This is a genomic window from Actinomadura sp. NEAU-AAG7 (assembly GCF_018603865.1).
GTDB lineage: Bacteria > Actinomycetota > Actinomycetes > Streptosporangiales > Streptosporangiaceae > Spirillospora > Spirillospora litoris.
In genome coordinates this window covers 629,990-647,131 of record NZ_JAHFZY010000003.1, presented here as the reverse complement: position 1 = coordinate 647,131, position 17,142 = coordinate 629,990, and the positions used below count along the sequence as shown (strand labels likewise).

Annotated in this window: 15 protein-coding genes; 8 read left to right on the top strand and 7 right to left on the bottom strand. The window is 74.9% G+C overall.

The window, feature by feature from the left end:
• Positions 1-42: 42 nt before the first annotated feature.
• Positions 43-2,880 (top strand): hypothetical protein, encoded by a 2,838-nt coding sequence (locus tag KLI87_RS17580; protein WP_214617886.1) that lies wholly within the window; start codon positions 43-45, stop codon positions 2,878-2,880.
• Between the two features lie 4 nt (positions 2,881-2,884).
• On the opposite strand, the gene KLI87_RS17575 is transcribed toward KLI87_RS17580, so the two are convergent.
• A complete protein-coding gene (locus KLI87_RS17575; RefSeq protein ID WP_214617885.1) occupies positions 2,885-3,370 on the bottom strand; it encodes a hypothetical protein in 486 nt (161 codons plus the stop codon).
• 55 nt (positions 3,371-3,425) lie between these two features.
• A complete protein-coding gene (locus KLI87_RS17570) occupies positions 3,426-4,058 on the bottom strand; it encodes a dihydrofolate reductase family protein (protein ID WP_214617884.1) in 633 nt (210 codons plus the stop codon).
• Between the two features lie 69 nt (positions 4,059-4,127).
• On the opposite strand from KLI87_RS17570, the gene KLI87_RS17565 reads away from it, so the two are divergent.
• Entirely contained in the window at positions 4,128-4,712 is a 585-nt protein-coding gene (locus KLI87_RS17565; RefSeq protein ID WP_214617883.1) for a TetR/AcrR family transcriptional regulator, read from the top strand.
• Here KLI87_RS17565 and KLI87_RS17560 read toward each other — a convergent pair.
• The 5 genes from KLI87_RS17560 to KLI87_RS17540 form a co-directional block, all read right to left on the bottom strand.
• On the bottom strand, positions 4,709-5,755 hold the full coding sequence (locus KLI87_RS17560; protein WP_156218388.1) for an SGNH/GDSL hydrolase family protein: 1,047 nt from the start codon (positions 5,753-5,755) through the stop codon (positions 4,709-4,711). The genes KLI87_RS17565 and KLI87_RS17560 overlap by 4 nt on opposite strands.
• A gap of 145 nt (positions 5,756-5,900) precedes the next feature.
• The gene (locus KLI87_RS17555) at positions 5,901-6,398 is read right to left on the bottom strand and encodes a GNAT family N-acetyltransferase (protein WP_156218389.1); all 498 of its coding nucleotides are present in this window, start codon (positions 6,396-6,398) and stop codon (positions 5,901-5,903) included.
• Positions 6,399-6,485: 87 nt separating this feature from the next.
• Positions 6,486-7,127 (bottom strand): response regulator transcription factor, encoded by a 642-nt coding sequence (locus KLI87_RS17550; RefSeq protein WP_214617882.1) that lies wholly within the window; start codon positions 7,125-7,127, stop codon positions 6,486-6,488.
• A gap of 1 nt (position 7,128) precedes the next feature.
• The gene (locus KLI87_RS17545) at positions 7,129-8,337 is read right to left on the bottom strand and encodes a sensor histidine kinase (RefSeq protein WP_214617881.1); all 1,209 of its coding nucleotides are present in this window, start codon (positions 8,335-8,337) and stop codon (positions 7,129-7,131) included.
• 5 nt (positions 8,338-8,342) lie between these two features.
• Complete coding sequence (locus tag KLI87_RS17540; RefSeq protein WP_214617880.1) at positions 8,343-10,505, bottom strand: MMPL family transporter; 2,163 nt, start codon at positions 10,503-10,505, stop codon at positions 8,343-8,345.
• A gap of 94 nt (positions 10,506-10,599) precedes the next feature.
• Here KLI87_RS17540 and KLI87_RS17535 point away from each other — a divergent pair, with 94 nt between their 5' ends.
• The 6 genes from KLI87_RS17535 to KLI87_RS17510 all read left to right on the top strand — a co-directional run bounded on the left by KLI87_RS17535 (position 10,600) and on the right by KLI87_RS17510 (position 16,594).
• Positions 10,600-11,499, top strand: a complete 900-nt coding sequence (locus KLI87_RS17535) for a phosphotransferase (RefSeq protein WP_214617879.1) — start codon at positions 10,600-10,602, stop codon at positions 11,497-11,499.
• Between the two features lie 504 nt (positions 11,500-12,003).
• Positions 12,004-12,111, top strand: a complete 108-nt coding sequence (locus KLI87_RS17530) for a keywimysin-related RiPP (RefSeq protein ID WP_156218394.1) — start codon at positions 12,004-12,006, stop codon at positions 12,109-12,111.
• 18 nt (positions 12,112-12,129) lie between these two features.
• The gene (locus KLI87_RS17525) at positions 12,130-13,962 is read left to right on the top strand and encodes a lasso peptide isopeptide bond-forming cyclase (RefSeq protein ID WP_214617878.1); all 1,833 of its coding nucleotides are present in this window, start codon (positions 12,130-12,132) and stop codon (positions 13,960-13,962) included.
• A gap of 37 nt (positions 13,963-13,999) precedes the next feature.
• Complete coding sequence (locus KLI87_RS17520) at positions 14,000-14,257, top strand: lasso peptide biosynthesis PqqD family chaperone (RefSeq protein WP_156218396.1); 258 nt, start codon at positions 14,000-14,002, stop codon at positions 14,255-14,257.
• Positions 14,254-14,694, top strand: a complete 441-nt coding sequence (locus KLI87_RS17515; protein ID WP_214617877.1) for a lasso peptide biosynthesis B2 protein — start codon at positions 14,254-14,256, stop codon at positions 14,692-14,694. Before KLI87_RS17520 ends, KLI87_RS17515 begins: the two co-directional genes overlap by 4 nt.
• Positions 14,684-16,594, top strand: coding sequence for an ABC transporter ATP-binding protein (locus tag KLI87_RS17510; RefSeq protein ID WP_214617876.1), 1,911 nt, complete (start codon positions 14,684-14,686; stop codon positions 16,592-16,594). The genes KLI87_RS17515 and KLI87_RS17510 overlap by 11 nt, the downstream gene beginning before the upstream one ends.
• Positions 16,595-17,142 lie beyond the last annotated feature (548 nt).

Sequence of the window (17,142 nt, the reverse complement as noted above, 5' to 3'; positions counted from 1 at the left end):
ACGCTCGGCGGAAGGTAGAGACCCGCTCCCGGAGGGCCGGCCGTGGGCAATCCCCCACCACCCGAATCAGGACGCGGCCTGGCCGCGCTGTTCGACTGGATGACCGGGCGGCTGCCCTGGCGTCCCGACGCGCGCCCGTTCCCGCTGATCGTCCTCGAACCCGCCGGGCCGGACGACCCCGAGCCCCACATGGAGGAGCTGCGGCACCTCGCCGCCGAGATGGCGCTGCCCTTCGTCTCCCCCGAGGCCCCCGCCGGGCCGGACTCGGACGCGGCGGCGATCGCGCTCGCCGACGCCCTCTCCCAGCCGATCACCTGGAGCCGGACCCGCTCCCAGTTCAGCCGCCCCCGCTTCCCCCGCTCCGACCTCGTCCGGACGATCGAGCGCGCCGCCGCGCCCGCCCCCGACGACGGCGACGCCGCTCCCCCCTACCGGCGCTCTCCCGTCTCGACCGTCGAACGCTGGAACGACCATGCCGGGCTGTTCCGCTGGCAGGGCGGGCCGCTGCGCGCTCCCGCCTGGTGGTCGACGATCGGCGCGTCGCTCGTCGCGGTGATCGCCGTCCTCGCGGGCGGCATTGCCGAGCAGACGCCGCGGCGCATCCTCGTCACCGCCGCCGCCGTCCTCGCCGGGGTCCTGCTGCTGGTCGCCGGGCTGTCCGCGCGGCGCGTCTGGCTGCCGGTGCTCGCCAGCGTCGGCATCGGCGGCCGCTACCGCTGGTTCGCCCGGACCTCGTTCTTCGCCGCCCTCGGCGACGAGGACGGCGACGACCTCGGCTTCGACGGCCGCCTGCACCGGGTCGCCGAACGGCTCACCGAGCCGGGCGCGGCCCGGTTCCTGCTCCACATCAAGACATTCGCGCTGCTGGAGGACGTCCGCGACCAGTACCGGCGGTTCGCGCCGAGCCTGCGCGGCTTCAAGCGCCCCGCCCCGCTCGTGGTGTTCCTCTCCCACGCCGGGCACGGCAACGGCGGCCTCGCGCTGCTGGCGGCGATGAGCGACATCCGCGCCCGCCGCAGCGAACTCCACCCGCTGCTGGTCGTCGCGTCGGTGGACGCCGCCACCCGCGACGCCTGGCTCGGCGGTCCCACCCCCGGCGAGGACGCCCGCGACCGATACGAGCGGTGGCGGTCCTCGCTCGGCGCCGCGCTCGGCCCGAGCGAGTCGGTCCCGCTCCCGTGGCTGCTGCGCGTCCCCGTCGCGGGCGAGCCCGCCGCGGACCGCCCCGACGGCGCGTTCCGCCCCCGCCGCCGCCCCCGCTGGACGTGGCTCTGGTCCTGGCGCGGCCTCATCGCCGCCGCCGTCGCCTTCGCCATCGCGCTCACCTTCGCCCAGGTGCACCTGCGCTCCACCTACTGCAGCGTCGGCTTCCCCGTCGGCTGGAACGGCGACACCCGCCAGCAGACCAACCCCGACGGCAGCCGCGAGTGCGTCGGCGTGTCCACCCGCGGGGTCCGCTTCGAGCGCGGCGCCGACAGCATCGCCCTGGACGGCGACCGCCGCCGCCCCTCCCCCGCCAACGCCGGGGGCCACATCACCCTCGCCGACCTCCAGCGCGACATCGACAAGGAGAACCGCGCGGTCGTCGCCGACCACCAGCCGTACGTGACGATGATCTACGCCGGGACGTTCACCGCCAGCCCGGGGCAGAGCGAGCTGACCGTCAGCAGCGTCCACGAGCTCGCGGGCGCCTACCTCGCCCAGCTCCGCAACAACCACCGTGGGCAGCCCGGCGAGATCGGCAACACCCTCAAGCTGCGGATCCTGCCCGCCAACACCGGCCAGGACATGGCGTTCGCCGGCGAGACCGCCGACCGCGCCCTGCACCTGGCCCGGCGCGACCCGTCGATCGTCGGCGTCGTCGGGCTCGGCCGCAACACCCGCTCCTCCCGGGCCGCGATCGAGCGGCTCACCGCCGCCGGGCTGCCCGTCATCGACACCGTCAACTCCTCCGACGAGCTGCCCGGACTCGCCCGCTTCTACGGGCTGGCCGCCACCAACCGCGAAGAGGCCACCGCCGGCCTCGCCGCCCTGCGCGACGCCGGCCTGCGCGGACGCGTCGACCGCGCCATGATCGTCGCCCGCACCTCCGGCCCGCCCACCGACGTCTACAGCAGCGAGATCGCCCGTGACGTCGTGAGCGTGCTGCGGCCGCGCGCCCCCCACACCGTCGGCTACCGCGGCCCCGGCGACATCTCCAGCAAGGTCAAGGCCGCCTGCGACAACGGCCGGCTCCCCTACACCCTCGTGTACTTCGCCGGGCGTGCCGAGGACCTGCCCGGCCTGATGAACGGCCTCGTCCAGGGCGGCTGCACCCGGCACCGCCTGCTCCTGATCGCGGGGGACGACGTCAGCAAGTCCCGCTTCGGCACCGGTCCGCACGAGGTGCCGCTCCCCCAGAACACCACCCTGTACCACACCGTGTTCGCCTACCTGCCCCACCTGATCGCCAAGGACGCCGACGTGACCGGCGACTTCTTCCTCATGGCCCGCAACCGCTTCGGCATCGGCGCCCCCCGCGTCCGGCCCGACGAGCCGCTGCTGGTGGACGGCCAGATGGCCATCACTTTCGACGCCACGTTCGCGCTGAGCCAGGCCGCGCAGAACGCCTACGACCTGCTCGGCCCCCGGCTGGTGACGGGCGAGCGGTCCGTCACGTCCGGGACGGTGCTGGAGGAGCTGCGGCACCTGCGGATCACGCGGGGCGGCTCGGCGACCGGCGACATCGACTTCACCAACGACCACGGGGACCCGCCGCGGCCCCGCAACCGGGGCCTCACGCTCGTCAAGGTCACCCTGAAGGACGGCCGGCCGCAGCCCACCGCGATCTGCGGCCGCCTCGGCGGCGGCGTGCCGGTCGAGGGCCTGCGGCCGTGCTGACGCCTCACCCCGGCCGCAGGACCGTGCTGCGGCCCCCGCAGGCGTCGCGGCGGCGGCCGCACACCTGGAGGTGGACGGCCGAGGACGCGCCCGTCCAGGCGTAGGCGAAGGCGACCTCGCGGGTCTGCCCGCAGGCGAGGCCCGCCGCGTGCTCGGCGTCGGGCAGCCCGGCCAGCACCACGGTGATCTTCAGGTAGGACGGGCCGTCCTCGCAGCGCAGGTCCCGGTGCGTGCCCCGCACCACCACCCCTCGCGCGCCGACCGTGACCGTGCCGTGGCTGACGCCCTGCCCGCGCAACGTCTTCACGTAGCGCAGGCCGCGGGTCCCCCTGGCCGCGCCCCGCCCGTTCCGCTGCGCCGACGTCGCCGAGACCGTAGACATCGACAGCGGGACGGACACCCCCTCCACCGCGCCGTACCCCACGATCGCGACGGCCGGCACGAGCACGGCGGCCGACAGCAGGCCGAGCGCCGGCCTCACCCAGATCATCTGCCCCCTCGACACCTCGCGATCCGCCGGTGCCGACGAGGCTAAGGGCTCGTGATCACCCGCCGTAGGGCCCTAGGGCCCTATGCGCGAGCGGCCGGGACCCCAATGCGGGCTGGGGCGTGCGGGTGAGCCAGGTGACCTGGGTGCCGTTGTCGAACTCCTCGCGCGCCGTCGGCGTGAACCGGGTCGGCCGGAACCCGCCCGCGAAGGCGGGGACGCCCGCCCCCGCCACCACCGGGTAGCTCTTGACGACCATCTCGTCGATCTCCGGCAGCAGCGCGGCGGCGAGCCTGCCGCCGCCCGCGAGCCAGACGTCCATGCCGCCGTCCTCGGCCTTGAGCGAGCGGACGAGCTCCAGCGGGTCGCGGACGAGCGTCACGGCGGGGTCGGCGATCTCGGGCAGCGTGGTGGAGGCGACGTACTGCCGGACGTGCGCGTAGGGGCTGGTCACGCCGATGTCGAGGGCCGGCCGGTAGGTCCCGAGGCCCATCACGAGCGTGTCGAAGCGCTGGTTCGGCGCGTCCTGGATGCCGAGGTGCGGGCGGACGTGCGTCGGGAGCGTCTCGGGGTAGCGCTCGCCGATCCAGGCCATCACCTGGTCGCTGACCGGCAGGAAGTCGATCTCGCCGCCGGGGCCCGCGATGAAGCCGTCGAGGCTCGTTCCGACGTAGTAGACGAGCTTGCGCATAGGGGATTCCGTTCGTAGTACTCTACTTGAAGTGGTTTAAACGTAGTACTACGTCTGGAGTGGTGTCAAGTGAGGAAGAACGTCGAGCGGCGCGCCGCCCTGGTCGACGCGGCGATCGAGGTGCTGGCCAGGGACGGCGCGCGCGGCCTGACGTTCCGCGCGGTGGACGCCGAGGCCGGCGTGCCCGTCGGCACCGCGTCCAACTACTTCGCCAAGCGCGACGACCTGTTCACGCAGGCGGGCGGGCGGATCTACGAGCGGCTCCAGCCGGACGCGGCCACGCTCGGCGGCATGCTGGAGGGCCCCCGCGACCTGGCCCGGGTCACCGCGCTGCTGACCGAGACCGTCGACCGGATCTCGGCGTTCCGGACCGGCTACCTCGCCCTGCTGGAGCTGCGGCTGGAGGCCACCCGGCGGCCCGGGCTGCGCGCCGTCCTGACCGAGCGGGTGCGCGAGGACGTCGAGGCGAACGTGGCGCGGCACCTGGAGTCGGGCATGCCGGGCGACGCCACCACCGTCCGGCTGCTGTACCTGACGCTGAACTGGCTGATCGTCGAGAACCTGACCCTGCCGGAGGTGTTCACCGAGGAGGACGTGCGGCGCCTCGTCGCCGACGCCGTCGAACGCTCCCTCCCCCGGCAGGACCCGCGCTAGGAGACGGGGCGGCCCGGCCCCTTCTTGACCTGCTCGATGAACAGCCCGGCGAGGGCGTGCTGGCCGCTCACCGTGGGGTGGTAGCTGCGCGGCTCGGCCTCCAGGGCCGACAGGTTCACCGTGAGGCCGTTCATGTACGGCTGGCCGCTGCCGACCTCGTGGCCCGCGAACGCGCTGTAGGAGTCGACGAACTCGACGCTGCCCTGCTGGTGCCGGGCGGCGATGCGGCGGTCGGCCTCGGCGGCGGTCTCCCGGATGAGCCGCCCGAGGTCGTAGGCGCGCGCGTTGAGCCACTGCTGCTCCGACACCCTGAGGTTGTCGCCGCCGGTGCCCTCCACCTCGGAGAACGCCTTCGGGTAGCCCATCAGGATGATGCGGGCGTGCGGGGCGCGCGCGTGGATCTGGCCGATCAGCTCGGGCAGGTTGCGGCGCAGGTCGGACATCTTCCTGGCGATGTCGTCGCCCTGCCTGAAGCAGCTCCTGCTCCACGGCAGCTTCACCACGCAGCCCGCGACGACCTTGGAGAACCCGATGTCGTTGCCGCCGACGCTCAGCGTGACGAGGCTCGTGTCGGCGTTGAGCCGGCCGAGCTGCGAGGGCTCACCGTGCCTGCCGTCGCGGATGTCCGCCGTGGTGGCGCCCGAGCACGCCCAGAACGAGGTGCCCTTGGCGAACGGGAACGCCTTGGAGACCTCGTTGTAGTACGCCTTGGACGTCCGGTGGCAGCGCTCCAGCGGGTTGTTGTCGCCGACGGTCGCCTCGGCGCCGACACCGGAGGAGTAGGAGTCGCCGAGCGCGACGTAGCCGCCCCGCGTCGCCGCCTCCACCGGGGTGAACTGGCGGCCCGGCGCCGACACCGGGTCGGCGCGGACCTCGGGCGGCGGCGTGCGGCACCCGCTCCCGAACACCTCGCAGCGGACGGCCGGCAGCGCCACCAGCGGGACGACCGCCAGCGCCAGCAACGCCACCAGCGCGGTCAGCGCGAGCCCCCGCTCGCCGAAACGTCCGCGCGCCCACCGCGCCCATGACCCCGGACCCGTCATCGTCCTCCTCCGGCTCCCTCAGGCTGACGCTCGCGCGACGTCACCGGTTCCCACCTTTACATTGTAGATTTTTAGTGGCGCACCGCCGTCCCCGGCGGGTCTCCGGGAGACCACATTACGTGCCGGGGCGGTGCCGGGGCGGCGCTCAGCGGGACGGCGCCCACATGACCGTCCGGGGGCCCAGGTCGTGCAGGCCCGCCTCGATCTCGGCCTTCCAGTAGGCGCGCAGGCCGGGCCCCCAGCGCTCCTCGGGCAGCTCGGCGAACCCGTGCGCGGCATACCATGGCCCGTTCCACGGGACGTCGCGGAACGTCAGCAGGCTGACGCCCGGCGAGCCGGCGGCGGCCGCACGCTCGCGCACCGTCGCCAGCAGCCGGGTGCCGATCCCCCGGCCCACCAGGTCGCCCCGCACGGAGATCTGCTCCAGGTGGGTCGCGCCGTCCACCTCCTCGACGGCGGCGAACGCCACCGGCGGGTCGCCCGCCACGAGGATCTCCACGTCCGCGCCGTCCATCTGCTCGATCACCGTCGGGCCCGGCGGGAACACGATCCCGAGCGGGGCGAACAGCGGGTCGGCCGAGTTCTCGATCGCCGGCAGCACCGCCAGATCGGCGGGTCGCGCCAGGCGCACCTCGTACTCCATACGGCGATGGTAGGTCCCCGCCGGGGCCGCCTTCCCGGACTCCCGCGCGACACTTCCGGGACGTTCGCGCGGGCGGCCCCGGGAGGGTCAGCGCGGCCGGGGCAGCAGCCCGCGCTCCATCGCCACGACCACCGCGTGCGTGCGGTCGCTGACGTCGAGCTTCGCGAACACCCGCAGCAGGTGCGTCTTCACCGTCGCCTCCGCGATCACGAGCCGCCGGCCGATGTCGGCGTTGGACAGGCCGTCGGCGACGCCGTTCAGCACGTCCACCTCGCGCGCGGTCAGCGGCACCTGCGCGGGCCGCCGCATCCGCGCCACCAGGCGCTCGGCGACCCGCGGCGCGAGCACGGTCTCGCCGCGCGCCGCCGACCTGATCGCGTCGGCGAGCCGCTCGCGGGTGGTGTCCTTGAGCAGGTAGCCGACCGCGCCCGCCTCGATCGCCCGCTCGATCTCGGCGTCGGTGTCGTAGGTGGTGAGGATCAGCACCCGCGTCCCCGACGCGCCCGCGACGATCTCGGCGGTGGCGCTCGCCCCGTCCAGGACGGGCATCCGCAGGTCGACCAGCGCCACGTCGGGCCGGAGCCGGGCGGCGAGGTCGACGGCCGCGCGGCCGTCGCCCGCCTCGCCGACGATCTCGATGCCGGGCTCGGTGGCCAGCAGCGCCACCACCCCGGCGCGCATCACCGTGTGGTCGTCCACCACGATGACGCGGAGCGTGCGGTCGGTCATGTCACTCCTGCGGGCTCGTCGAGATCAGGGGGGTCGGCGGGTCCTGCGGGCTCAGCGGGATCATCACGTGGATCCGGGTGCCGTCGCCGACCGAGCTGGTGACGGTCAGCTCACCGCCGAGCTCGGCCAGCCGGCGGCGCATGCCCTCCAGGCCGAAGCCGGCGGCGGCGCCGACCACGAAGCCGCGGCCGTCGTCGGTGATCTCCAGCTCGACGCCGTGCGGGTGGCGCTCCAGCACGACGCCGACCGACGAGGCGCCCGCGTGCTTGCGGATGTTCGCGAGCGACTCCTGCGTGCAGCGCAGCAGCGCGATCCGGGCCGGCTGGTCGCACTCGACGTCGGGCAGCTCCGCGCCGACGGGGATGCCGGTGTCCTCGGTGAAGCGGTCCAGGACGCGGCGGAGCGTCGCCGCGACCGGGCCCTGCGCGGGGCCGTCGCGCCGCGCGGAGTCGACCAGGGCGCGCGCCTCCGCGAAGTTGTCGCGCGCCGTCCGCTCGATCGAGCGGAGCTGCTGCTCGCTGCGGCCCGGCTCGGCGCCGAGCCCCGCGCGGGCCGCCTCCGCCAGCACGATGATCGAGGCGAAGCCCTGCGCGAGCGTGTCGTGGATCTCCCGGGCGAGGCGCTCGCGCTCCTCCGCCGCGCCCTGCCGCCGGTTCGCCTCGGCCAGCTCCCGCTGCGCCACCGCCAGCTCCGCCGACAGCCGCCGCGCCCGCTCCTCGGTCTGCCGCACGTACCGGTGCGCCGCCAGGCCGAGCAGCAGCCCGGCCAGGAACCCGCCGACGGTGAAGAGCATGTTGCCGGTCGGGAGGTGCGCGGCGCCCGCCGCGACCTCCCCGGCCAGCGTCGCCAGCCCGGCGGCGCCGCTCAGCGCGACCGCGTACCGCTGGCTCCTGGTGAGGATCCAGAACTGCGGGAGGGAGGCGATGTAGAGCGAGGCACCGCCTCCCCGCACGTACGACAGGGCGCCCACACCGGCGGCGAGCACGCAGAGGTACGCCATCGGCGGCAGCACGCGCGGGTACAGCTCCGTCACCGCGTAGCAGGCGCCGAGCACGACCGGCAGCACGATCCCCGAGACCCGCGCCGCGCCGGGGTCGTCGGCCGCGGCGAGGACCTGCGGGATCAACCCCAGCACGAGCCACAGCGCGGCGTACCACCGGACGAGGGCGCGGACCTGGAACCGATCGTCGAGCTGCGGCCGGGCGTCCATGCCGGTCAGCCTACTTTTTCGGCGGGGCGCTCCGCCGCGGCCCGCACCCGGCGCATCCCCCGCGAGGGCCACCAGCTCCGCTCCCCGAGCAGCAGCATCGCCGCCGGCAGGATCATGATCCGGATGATCGCCGCGTCCAGCAGCACCGCGACCGCGAGGCTGAACCCCATCTGCTTCATCTCGATGATGTGCAGCGGCACGAAGCTCGCGAACACCGTCACCATCACGAACGCCGCGCTCGTCACGACCCGCGCGGACCCGCCGACGCCCTCCAGGACGGCCCGCCGGGTCGGCACCCCGGCCAGGGCCGCCTCCCGGATGCGGCTGATCACGAACACCTGGTAGTCCATCGACAGGCCGAACAGGATCACGAACAGCAGCAGCGGGACGCGCGAGCCGATCGACCCCGTCGAGGTGAAGCCGAGCAGGCCCTCCGCCCAGGTGTACTGGAACACCGCCACCAGCACGCCGAGCGACGCGGCGGCCGACAGCAGGTTCAGCACGACGCCGACCAGGCCGAGCACCACCGACCGGAACGCCCACGCGGTCATCGCGAACGTCACCAGCAGCAGCGCCCCGATGATCATCGGCAGCTTGTCCTTCTGGTGCTCGGGGTAGTCGGTGTAGCGGGCGACGTCCCCGGACACCGCGACGTCCGCGTCCAGCTTTCCGAGCGAGGCCGGGATGTACCGCTTCCTGAGGTCGCGCAGGGAAGCACGCGCCGCGTCCTCGCTGCCGTAGTGCGGGACGGGCAGCTCCAGGAGGCTGACCCGGCCGTCCGCCGAGGTGCGCAGGCTCGGGGCGCCCGCGAAGCGCCGGTCGCCGCGCGTGCGCCCGGCGAGGTCGCCGAGGGCGGCGCGCACCTCGTCCGACCGTCCGGCGTCGGCGCGGACGACGACCTGGTGCGTGGACTTCAGCTCCGGGAACACCGCGTTCATGCGGTGGTAGGACTGGACGGCGGGGATGCTGCGGGGGTGCGTCTCCCGGCCCATGTCCGTGAGCTTGAGGCCGAGCAGCGGGGAGGCGAGCGCCAGCATCGCCAGCACGGCGACGGCCAGGGTGACCGCGGGGCGCTTCTCGGTGGGGCGCAGCAGCGCCGTGGTGATCCGCCCGGCGCCGTCCTCGCGGTGCGCCCGGACGGCCTTGCCGCGCCGCGCCCTGCGCTCCCGGCGCCGCTCGGCCCGCGCGCCGAGCTTCGCGAGCAGCGCGGGCAGGACGGTCATCGAGCTGGCCACCGCGACCAGCGTCACCACGATCGCGCCGGTGGCGAGCGAGGAGAAGATCACGTCGTCGGCCAGGAACAGCGTCGCGCTCGACACCGCGACCGCGAGGCCGGACACCACCACGGCGTGTCCCGAGGTCGCCGCGGCCAGCTCCACCACCGCCCGCGGGCTGAGCCGTCCGCCCGCGCGGGCCCGCTCCTCCCGCTCCCGCTTGAGGTAGAAGAGGGTGTAGTCGACGCCGACGGCCAGCCCGATCAGCAGGATGACGTTCGTGCCGACCCCCGCGTCCGGGAACACGTGCGAGGCGAGCATCGACAGGCCCACCGCCGCGACGATCGACGACAGCGCCAGCAGCAGCGGCACCACCGCGAGCGCCACCGACCCGAAGACCAGCAGCAGCGTGATCAGCGTCACCGGGAGCGCGATCACCTCGGTGCGCGAGAGGTCCTTCCCGCGCAGCTCCTCGACGCCCTTGCTGACCGACGGCCCGCCGGTCTCCTCCACCCGCAGCCCCGGGTAGGCGGCCCGCACCGCGTCGGTCTGCTCCCGGAGCGGCTCGACGTGCTTGCGCCCGTCCAGCTCGGCGCCCTTGAGGGTCACGTCGACGCGGACGACGTCCCCGCCGGGGGCCCGCACCGGCGCGGCGACCGACTCGACCTCCGGCAGCCCCTTCATCCGGCCCGCGATGTCGCGCGCGGCGGCGTCCCGGGCCCCCTCGCCCGAGATCATCACCCGCTCGACGGGCTTGTTCTGGAGCCCGCCCTCGGCCGCCATCGCCTCCGCCCGGCCGGCCTCGCCGACCCGGAAGTCCGCGGACGTGGCGGCGTGGCCGCCCACCGAGATGCCCACGCCGAGGCACAGCGCGACGAACAGGAACCATCCGGCGATCGCCCGCCAGGGGTGCCCGGCGCTCCACCGGGCCGCGCGTACTGGAAGATTCATCATGTGCTCGATGCTGCTGGCCGGGCCCCCTTCCCCGGCAGCGGCGAACGGCTGAACCTGCCGTCCACCGATCGGTGGACCCCCGGAAGGAGACAGGATGATCTACGCCGAGACGCCGCTCACGGGCGCCATGCGGAAGGCGGTCCAGGATGCTTGGAACGTTCCCGCCGACGGCCCCGCCGAGCGGCTGTTCGGCGGCGAGGAGTCGGCCGCGTACCGGATCGGCGCTCTCGTGGTGCGCGTCGGCCCCGCCTGGCGGAGCGACGCCGAGACCGAGTGGTGCCACGCGGTGGCGGCGCACGCCGCGTCCCGCATGCCCGAGGCGGTGGCGCCGCTGCGCGCCCGCGACGGCGCCACGGTCGTCCGGGGCGACGGCCGCCCGCTGTCGCTGTGGCGCCACGTGGAGGGCGAGTGGCCCGACACCGAGGAGCCCACGACGCGCACGCAGGCCGCCGCGCTCCTCGCCCGGCTGCACCGGGCGCTGGCCGACCACGCCCCGCCGCCGCGTCCGACCCGCTCCTTCGCCGAGATCGGGTTGGACGGCGCCTTCCCCGAGGACGTCCCCGAACTCGCCGACCCCGACCTCGACCGGTGGCTCGCGGCCTTCCACGCCCGCACCCCGGCGCGCCAGGTCGTCCACGGCGACTACTACGAGGGCAACACCCTGGCGCGCGGCGGCCGCCTGGTCGCCCTCCTGGACTGGGACGAGGCGTTCGTCGCCGCCCCCGAGTTCGAGGTGGCCTCCGCCGCCCTCGAATGGACGGACGAGCACGCGCGGGCCCCCGAGCTGCGGCGCCGCTTCGTCGCCGACTACCACGCGGCGGGCGGCACCGCCGGGCCCATGGACGAGGAGACCGTCGCCCAGCTCATCCGCCACCGCCTCCGGCGCGAGACCGCCTACTTCAACCTGGCACGCGCGCGAGGCGTCGAGCACGACGAGGACGATCTCGACTACCACCGGCGCCGCGTGCGGGAGTTCTTCGCCCTCAAGCCGTAGCCGCCCCTCGGGCTCCCGCACCTAAAGGACGGGTCAAGGGGAATTCCCAAGAACCCGAACAAAGGCCGGTACAAAGAGCGGGGCGATAGGCGGGGCGAAGGTCGGACCAAAGGGAGGACGACCTCCCGCCCCCCGTTCGACGCGACCGGATATTGGACCGCGCACACCCGTCCTCATAGGTCGCGTATTTGCACCAAGCGGCATCATTCTGGGTTACGGACAGGTTAATATGATCCTTCGCCTGTGGCACCGAACAATGTCCGCAGGGACAGGTAATCCGATTTACCGGAAGCCCCATACCACCGGGTATGGTTGCCTTATCCCGTTTTCTCCTCTTCGAAGCCGCCATCGATCGCTCCGGCGCCATGAAGATCGGATATCGGCGGGATGGTCAACCGGCGCGCCCGGATGTCATGCTTCTCGCGTTTCGCATTCCACCGAGAAGAGCGGAAGGCGGAACACGGGAGATCTCCCCTGGGAAACCCACGGCAAGAGGAGGAGAAAATGCAGAAGTACGAGACCCCCGCCCTTGTGGCGGCCGGCTCCTTCCGCAAGGTCACCGGGCTGCTCGGCTTCCACGGCAACGACCGTGTGATCCTCAGCAAGAACTGAGCCGGGCGTTCACGGCCCATGCCTGATCACGATGGCATGCCGGGCCACGGCGAGGCGTCCTTCGTGGTCCTTCCGGACCACGAGGCGGCCCTCGCCGTGGCCGCGGGCCTGCCCACACCCCCCGAACGCATCCTGCGGCACCGCTCCGGGCGGCCCTGGCTGGCGGGCCGCTGGAGCGACGCCGAGATGACCGAGGCCGCGGCGGGAGACGCCCGGATCGCGATCATCGGCACCTGCCCGATCGGTCCCGAGCGGCTCGCCCGGGAGGCCGGGCGGCTGCGCGACCTCGCCTCCCTCGACCGGCTCGTCCGCTCCCTGCCGGGAAGCTTCCACCTGGTCGCCGCGCTGGACGGCCGGACGCGCGTCCAGGGCGACGCCGCCGGGCTGCGGCTGGTCTTCCACACCCGCGCGGGCGGCGTCACGGTGGCCGCCGACCGCGCCGACACGCTCGCGGCCCTGACCGGGGCCGCGCTGGACGAGCGCCAGGTCGCCGCGCGCCTGCTGTGGCCGCTCCCGCACCCGCTGCTCCACACACCGCTGTGGCGCGGGGTCGAGGGCGTCGAGCCGGGTGCCCACCTGCTGCTGGAGCCGGACGGCCGCGCGCGGACGCGCCGCTGGTGGGCCGCGCCGGAGGCGGTGCGCCCGCTTGCCACCGCCGCGGACGAGGTCGCGGCGGCGCTCACCGCGGCGGTCGACGCGCGCACCGCGGGCGGCGGCGTCGTGAGCTGCGACCTGTCCGGCGGCCTGGACTCGACCTCGATCTGCTTCCTGGCGGCCCGGGGCGAGGCCGAGGTCGTCGCCGCCACCTGGCCCGGCCGCGATCCGGCCGACGAGGACCTGGCCTGGGCGCGCCGCGCCGCCGCGCACCTGCCCGGTGTCGAGCACGCGGTGTGGCCCGCCGAGGACGCGTCGCTGGTCTACGCGGGGCTCCTGGAGATCGACGACCCGCTGGACGAGCCGAGCATCGGCGTGATGGACCGCGCCCGCATGCTCGACCACGTCCCCCGGCTGGCGGCCAGGGGCAGCCGCCTGCACCTGACCGGCATCGGCGGCGACCACGTCGCCTGGTGCTCCGAGGCCCACTACCACGGGCTGCTGCGCAGGCGGCCGCTCCTCGCGCTGCGGCGGCTGCGGGGGTTCCGGGCGCTGTTCGACTGGCCGCTCGCCCCGGCGGCGCGCGCCCTGGCCGACGGCCGCCCCTACCGCCGGTGGCTCCTGGACGCGGCCGGTGACCTCCGCGCCCCCGCCCGCCCGGCCGTCGCGGGCGCGCTCGGCTGGGACACGGCTCCGCGCCTGTTCGACTGGGTCACCCCCGAGGCGGCGGAGGCGGCGGCGCAGGTGCTGCGCGAGGCCGCCCGGACGGCCGAGCCGCTGGCCCCCGACCGGGGGCAGCACCTCGACCTGCACTCGATCCGGGCCTGTACCCGCATCATCCGGCAGTGGGAGCGGATGAGCGCCCGCGCCGGCCTGCCGATGGCCTCGCCCTTCCTGGACGACCGGGTCATCGAGGCCTGCCTCGCCGTGCGCGCGGAGGACCGGGTCACCCCGTGGCGGTACAAGCCGCTCCTCGTCGCGGCCATGCGCGGCGTCGTCCCGGCCGAATGCCTCGCACGCGCCAACAAGGCGGAGGCGTCCATGGACGCCGCCGACGGGCTGCGCGCGCACAGCCGCGACCTGATGGAGCTGTGCGAGGACTCCCGGCTGGCCCGGCTCGGCCTCGTCGACGGCGAGCGGCTGAAGGCCCTCCTCGCCCGTCCCGACACGCCCGCGCTGCGCGGGGCGATCCTGTACTCCACGCTCGGCTGCGAGGTCTGGCTGCGCACCCTGGACCGCCGGCGCGCGCGGCGATGACCCGTCCGGAAGACCGGTACTGAAAGGAAGACCCCGCATGGGTTTGCGACTGCGCCCCGGCGTGTCCACGACCGACACCGCCTACGGCACGGTGCTCCTCGACGAGCGCAGCGGCGACTACTGGCAGCTCAATCCGACCGCCGCCCTGGCCCTGCGGCTGCTGGCGGACGGCCGCACCGCCGAGCAGGCCGCCGCGGCCATGGCCGAGGAGTTCGACGTCGACGAGCCGCGGGCGCTGCGGGACGTCACGGCGCTGGTGGGACAGCTGCGCGCGGCGGGACTGGTGCGGCCGTGACCGTCCCGAGCGCGCTGGAGCGCCCCCCGAAGGGCCCGCTGCGGCGCCGCGCGGCCGCGCGGCTGGCCGTCCTGCTGGCCCGGCTCGTCGCCCTCCTGCCGCCCGCGCGGATCCGCACGCTCCTCACCCTGCTCTCCAGGGGCGCCTCCCCCGCCACCTATGACCAGGCGAAGCGGGCGCGCGACGCCGTCCTCGCCGGCAGCCTCGCCTGCCTCGGGCCGCGGGGGTGCCTGCCCCGCTCGCTGGCGACCGTCCTGCTGTGCCGGATGTGGGGCGCGTGGCCGAGCTGGTGCGTCGGCGCCCGGGTGCGGCCGCCGTTCGGGGCGCACGCGTGGGTGGAGGCCGAGGGCCGCCTCGTGGAGGAGAACGTGCCGGACGGCTACCTCGCCGCGCTGATCACCGTGCCACCGCGCCGGGACGGGGCCCGTGGACGCTGAGGCGCCCGCGCCGGGCGGCCGGGCCGGGCACCGGAGGAGCACGGCGGGACCGCGAGAGGTGCTGCGGCTGGCCGCCGGGCACCGCGGCGCCATCGCCGCCACCGTCGCGGCGACCCTGCTGGCGTCGGCGCTGGCGCTGGCCCAGCCCCTGGTCGCGCGGGACGTGATCGCGGCCGCCGGGTCGGGCCGGACGCCGTGGGCCGCCGTGGGGGCGCTGGTCGCGCTGTTCGCCGGCCAGGCGCTGGTGCAGGCCCTGGTCCGCTTCCAGCTCGCGCGGACCGGCGAGGGGATCGTCCTCGGCGTCCGGCTGAACCTGATCGACCACCTGCTGCGGCTCCGCATGCCCGTCTACGACCGGCACCGGATCGGCGACCTGATCTCCAGGGCGGACGCGGACACCCTCGCGCTGCGGCAGATCATCGCGGGCGGGCTCACCGACGCCGTGACCGGCGCCATCGGCCTGGCCGCGACCGTGGTGCTGATGCTCTGGCTGGACTGGGCGCTGTTCGCCTGCGTCGCGGCCGTCGTCGCGGGCGCGGGCACGGCCCTCGCCCTCGCGCTGCGGGGCATGCGGGCCGCGTCGCTGCGGGGCCGGGAGGCGGCCGGCGAGATGGCCGCCGGTCTGGAACGCGCGCTCAGCGCGATCCGCACCGTGAAGGCCGGGCGCGCCGAGCCCCGCGAGAGCGCCCGCATCGGCGGGCGCGCCGAGGCCGCCTATGCCGCGAACGTCCGGATGGCCGGTTTCGACGCGCTGGTCTCCCCCGCCACCCAGCTCGCGGTGACCGGCTCCTTCCTCGTGGTCCTCCTGGTGGGCGGGACGCGCGTCGCGGGCGGCACGGGCTCCGTCGCCGACCTGGTCGCGTTCCTGCTCTACATGCTGTACCTGACGGCGCCGCTGGGCTCGATCTTCGAGGCGTTCAGCGCCGTCCAGCAGGGCACCGGGGCCGTCCACCGGATCACCGAGGCCCTGGCACTGCCCCGGGAGACCGACGCCGCCCCGGGCCTCCCCGCGCTGCCCCGCCCACCTGGCGCGACCAGCGGACTCGCCGGGGACGAGGTCTCCGCCGGGCCCTGCGCTCAGGGCGGCACCGTAGCGGAGCCCGGTGCGAACGGTGGCCGGGCGGCCGCACTGGAGTTCCGGGAGGTGTGGTTCGGGTACCGGCGGGGGCGGCCGGTGCTGCGGGGGGTGTCGTTCCAGGTGCCGGCGGGCGGGCACGTGGCCCTGATCGGGCGCTCCGGCGCGGGCAAGTCGACGGTCTTCGCGCTCGCCGAGCGGTTCTATGATCCCGACCGCGGCGAGGTGCTGGTCGAGGGCGTGCGGGCCGACTCGCTGAGCCGCGACGGCCACCGGTCGAGGATCGGGCTGGTCGAGCAGGACTGCCCGGTTCTGGACGGGACCCTGCGCGAAAACCTGGTCTACGCGGTCCCGGAGGCCGGGGAGGAGGAGATCCGCCGGGCGGTCGCCATGACCAACCTGGACGAGCTGGTCTCGCGGCTGCCCGAGGGGCTGGACACCCGCGTCGGCGAGCACGGGAGGGAGCTGTCGGGCGGGGAGCGGCAGCGCCTGGCGATCGCCCGCGCGCTCGTCGCGCGGCCCCGTCTCCTGCTGCTGGACGAGCCGACCTCGCATCTGGACCTGGAGAGCGAGGTGGCGCTGCACCGCGCGATCGAGGAGGCCGCCGGGCGGTGCGCGCTGCTCGTCATCGCGCACCGCTTCACCACCGTCCGCGCGGCGGCGGGCGTCATCGTCCTCGACCAGGGCAGGATCGCCGCGTCCGGCACCCATGAGCAACTCCTGGAGACTAGCGCCTACTACCGCGACCTCGCCTCGCAATGGCTGGCGCGCCGGGGAGACCGCTCCACCACCGGGAGCGGCCGTGAGCACGCCGGCCGAGGCTGAGGACCGAGCCATGCCGGGTGGTAGCCAGGCAGCCCCGGCAACGCGAGCGTGTTGCCCGCCGCCCCCTGGCCGCCCTGGTCACGGACGTCCCCGACCACGTCAGGGGCGTGGTCGGCGAGCGTGACCGGCAGGCGTGACCGGCGAGCGTGACCAGCAGGCGTGACCAGCAGGCGTGACCGGCGAGCGTGATCGGCAGGCTCGATCGGCGGACAGGGTCGGCGGACAGGGTCGGCGGACGGGGTCGGCGGACGGGGTCGGCGGACGGGGTCGGCGGAGGGCACGGTGGCGCCAAGGGCCGGAGCCCATGGCGTGTTCCGAAGTGGCCTCGACCACCGCGCGGGCGCGTGGCTGAGCGGTGGGGCCGACGCCGGAGGCGAGGCCCCACCGCGAAGATCGCGAAGCGATGCCGCGCCCGCCAAGGCACGGTCACCCCCCGAGCCGCCAGGCGAGGGGGGTGGGCCGGGTCTTCATGAGAACAGCCGGGACTTTACGAGTACAGCCAGCGGGCCTAGGGCGTTTCTGATGGATCATCAGGGCGACCTTGCGGG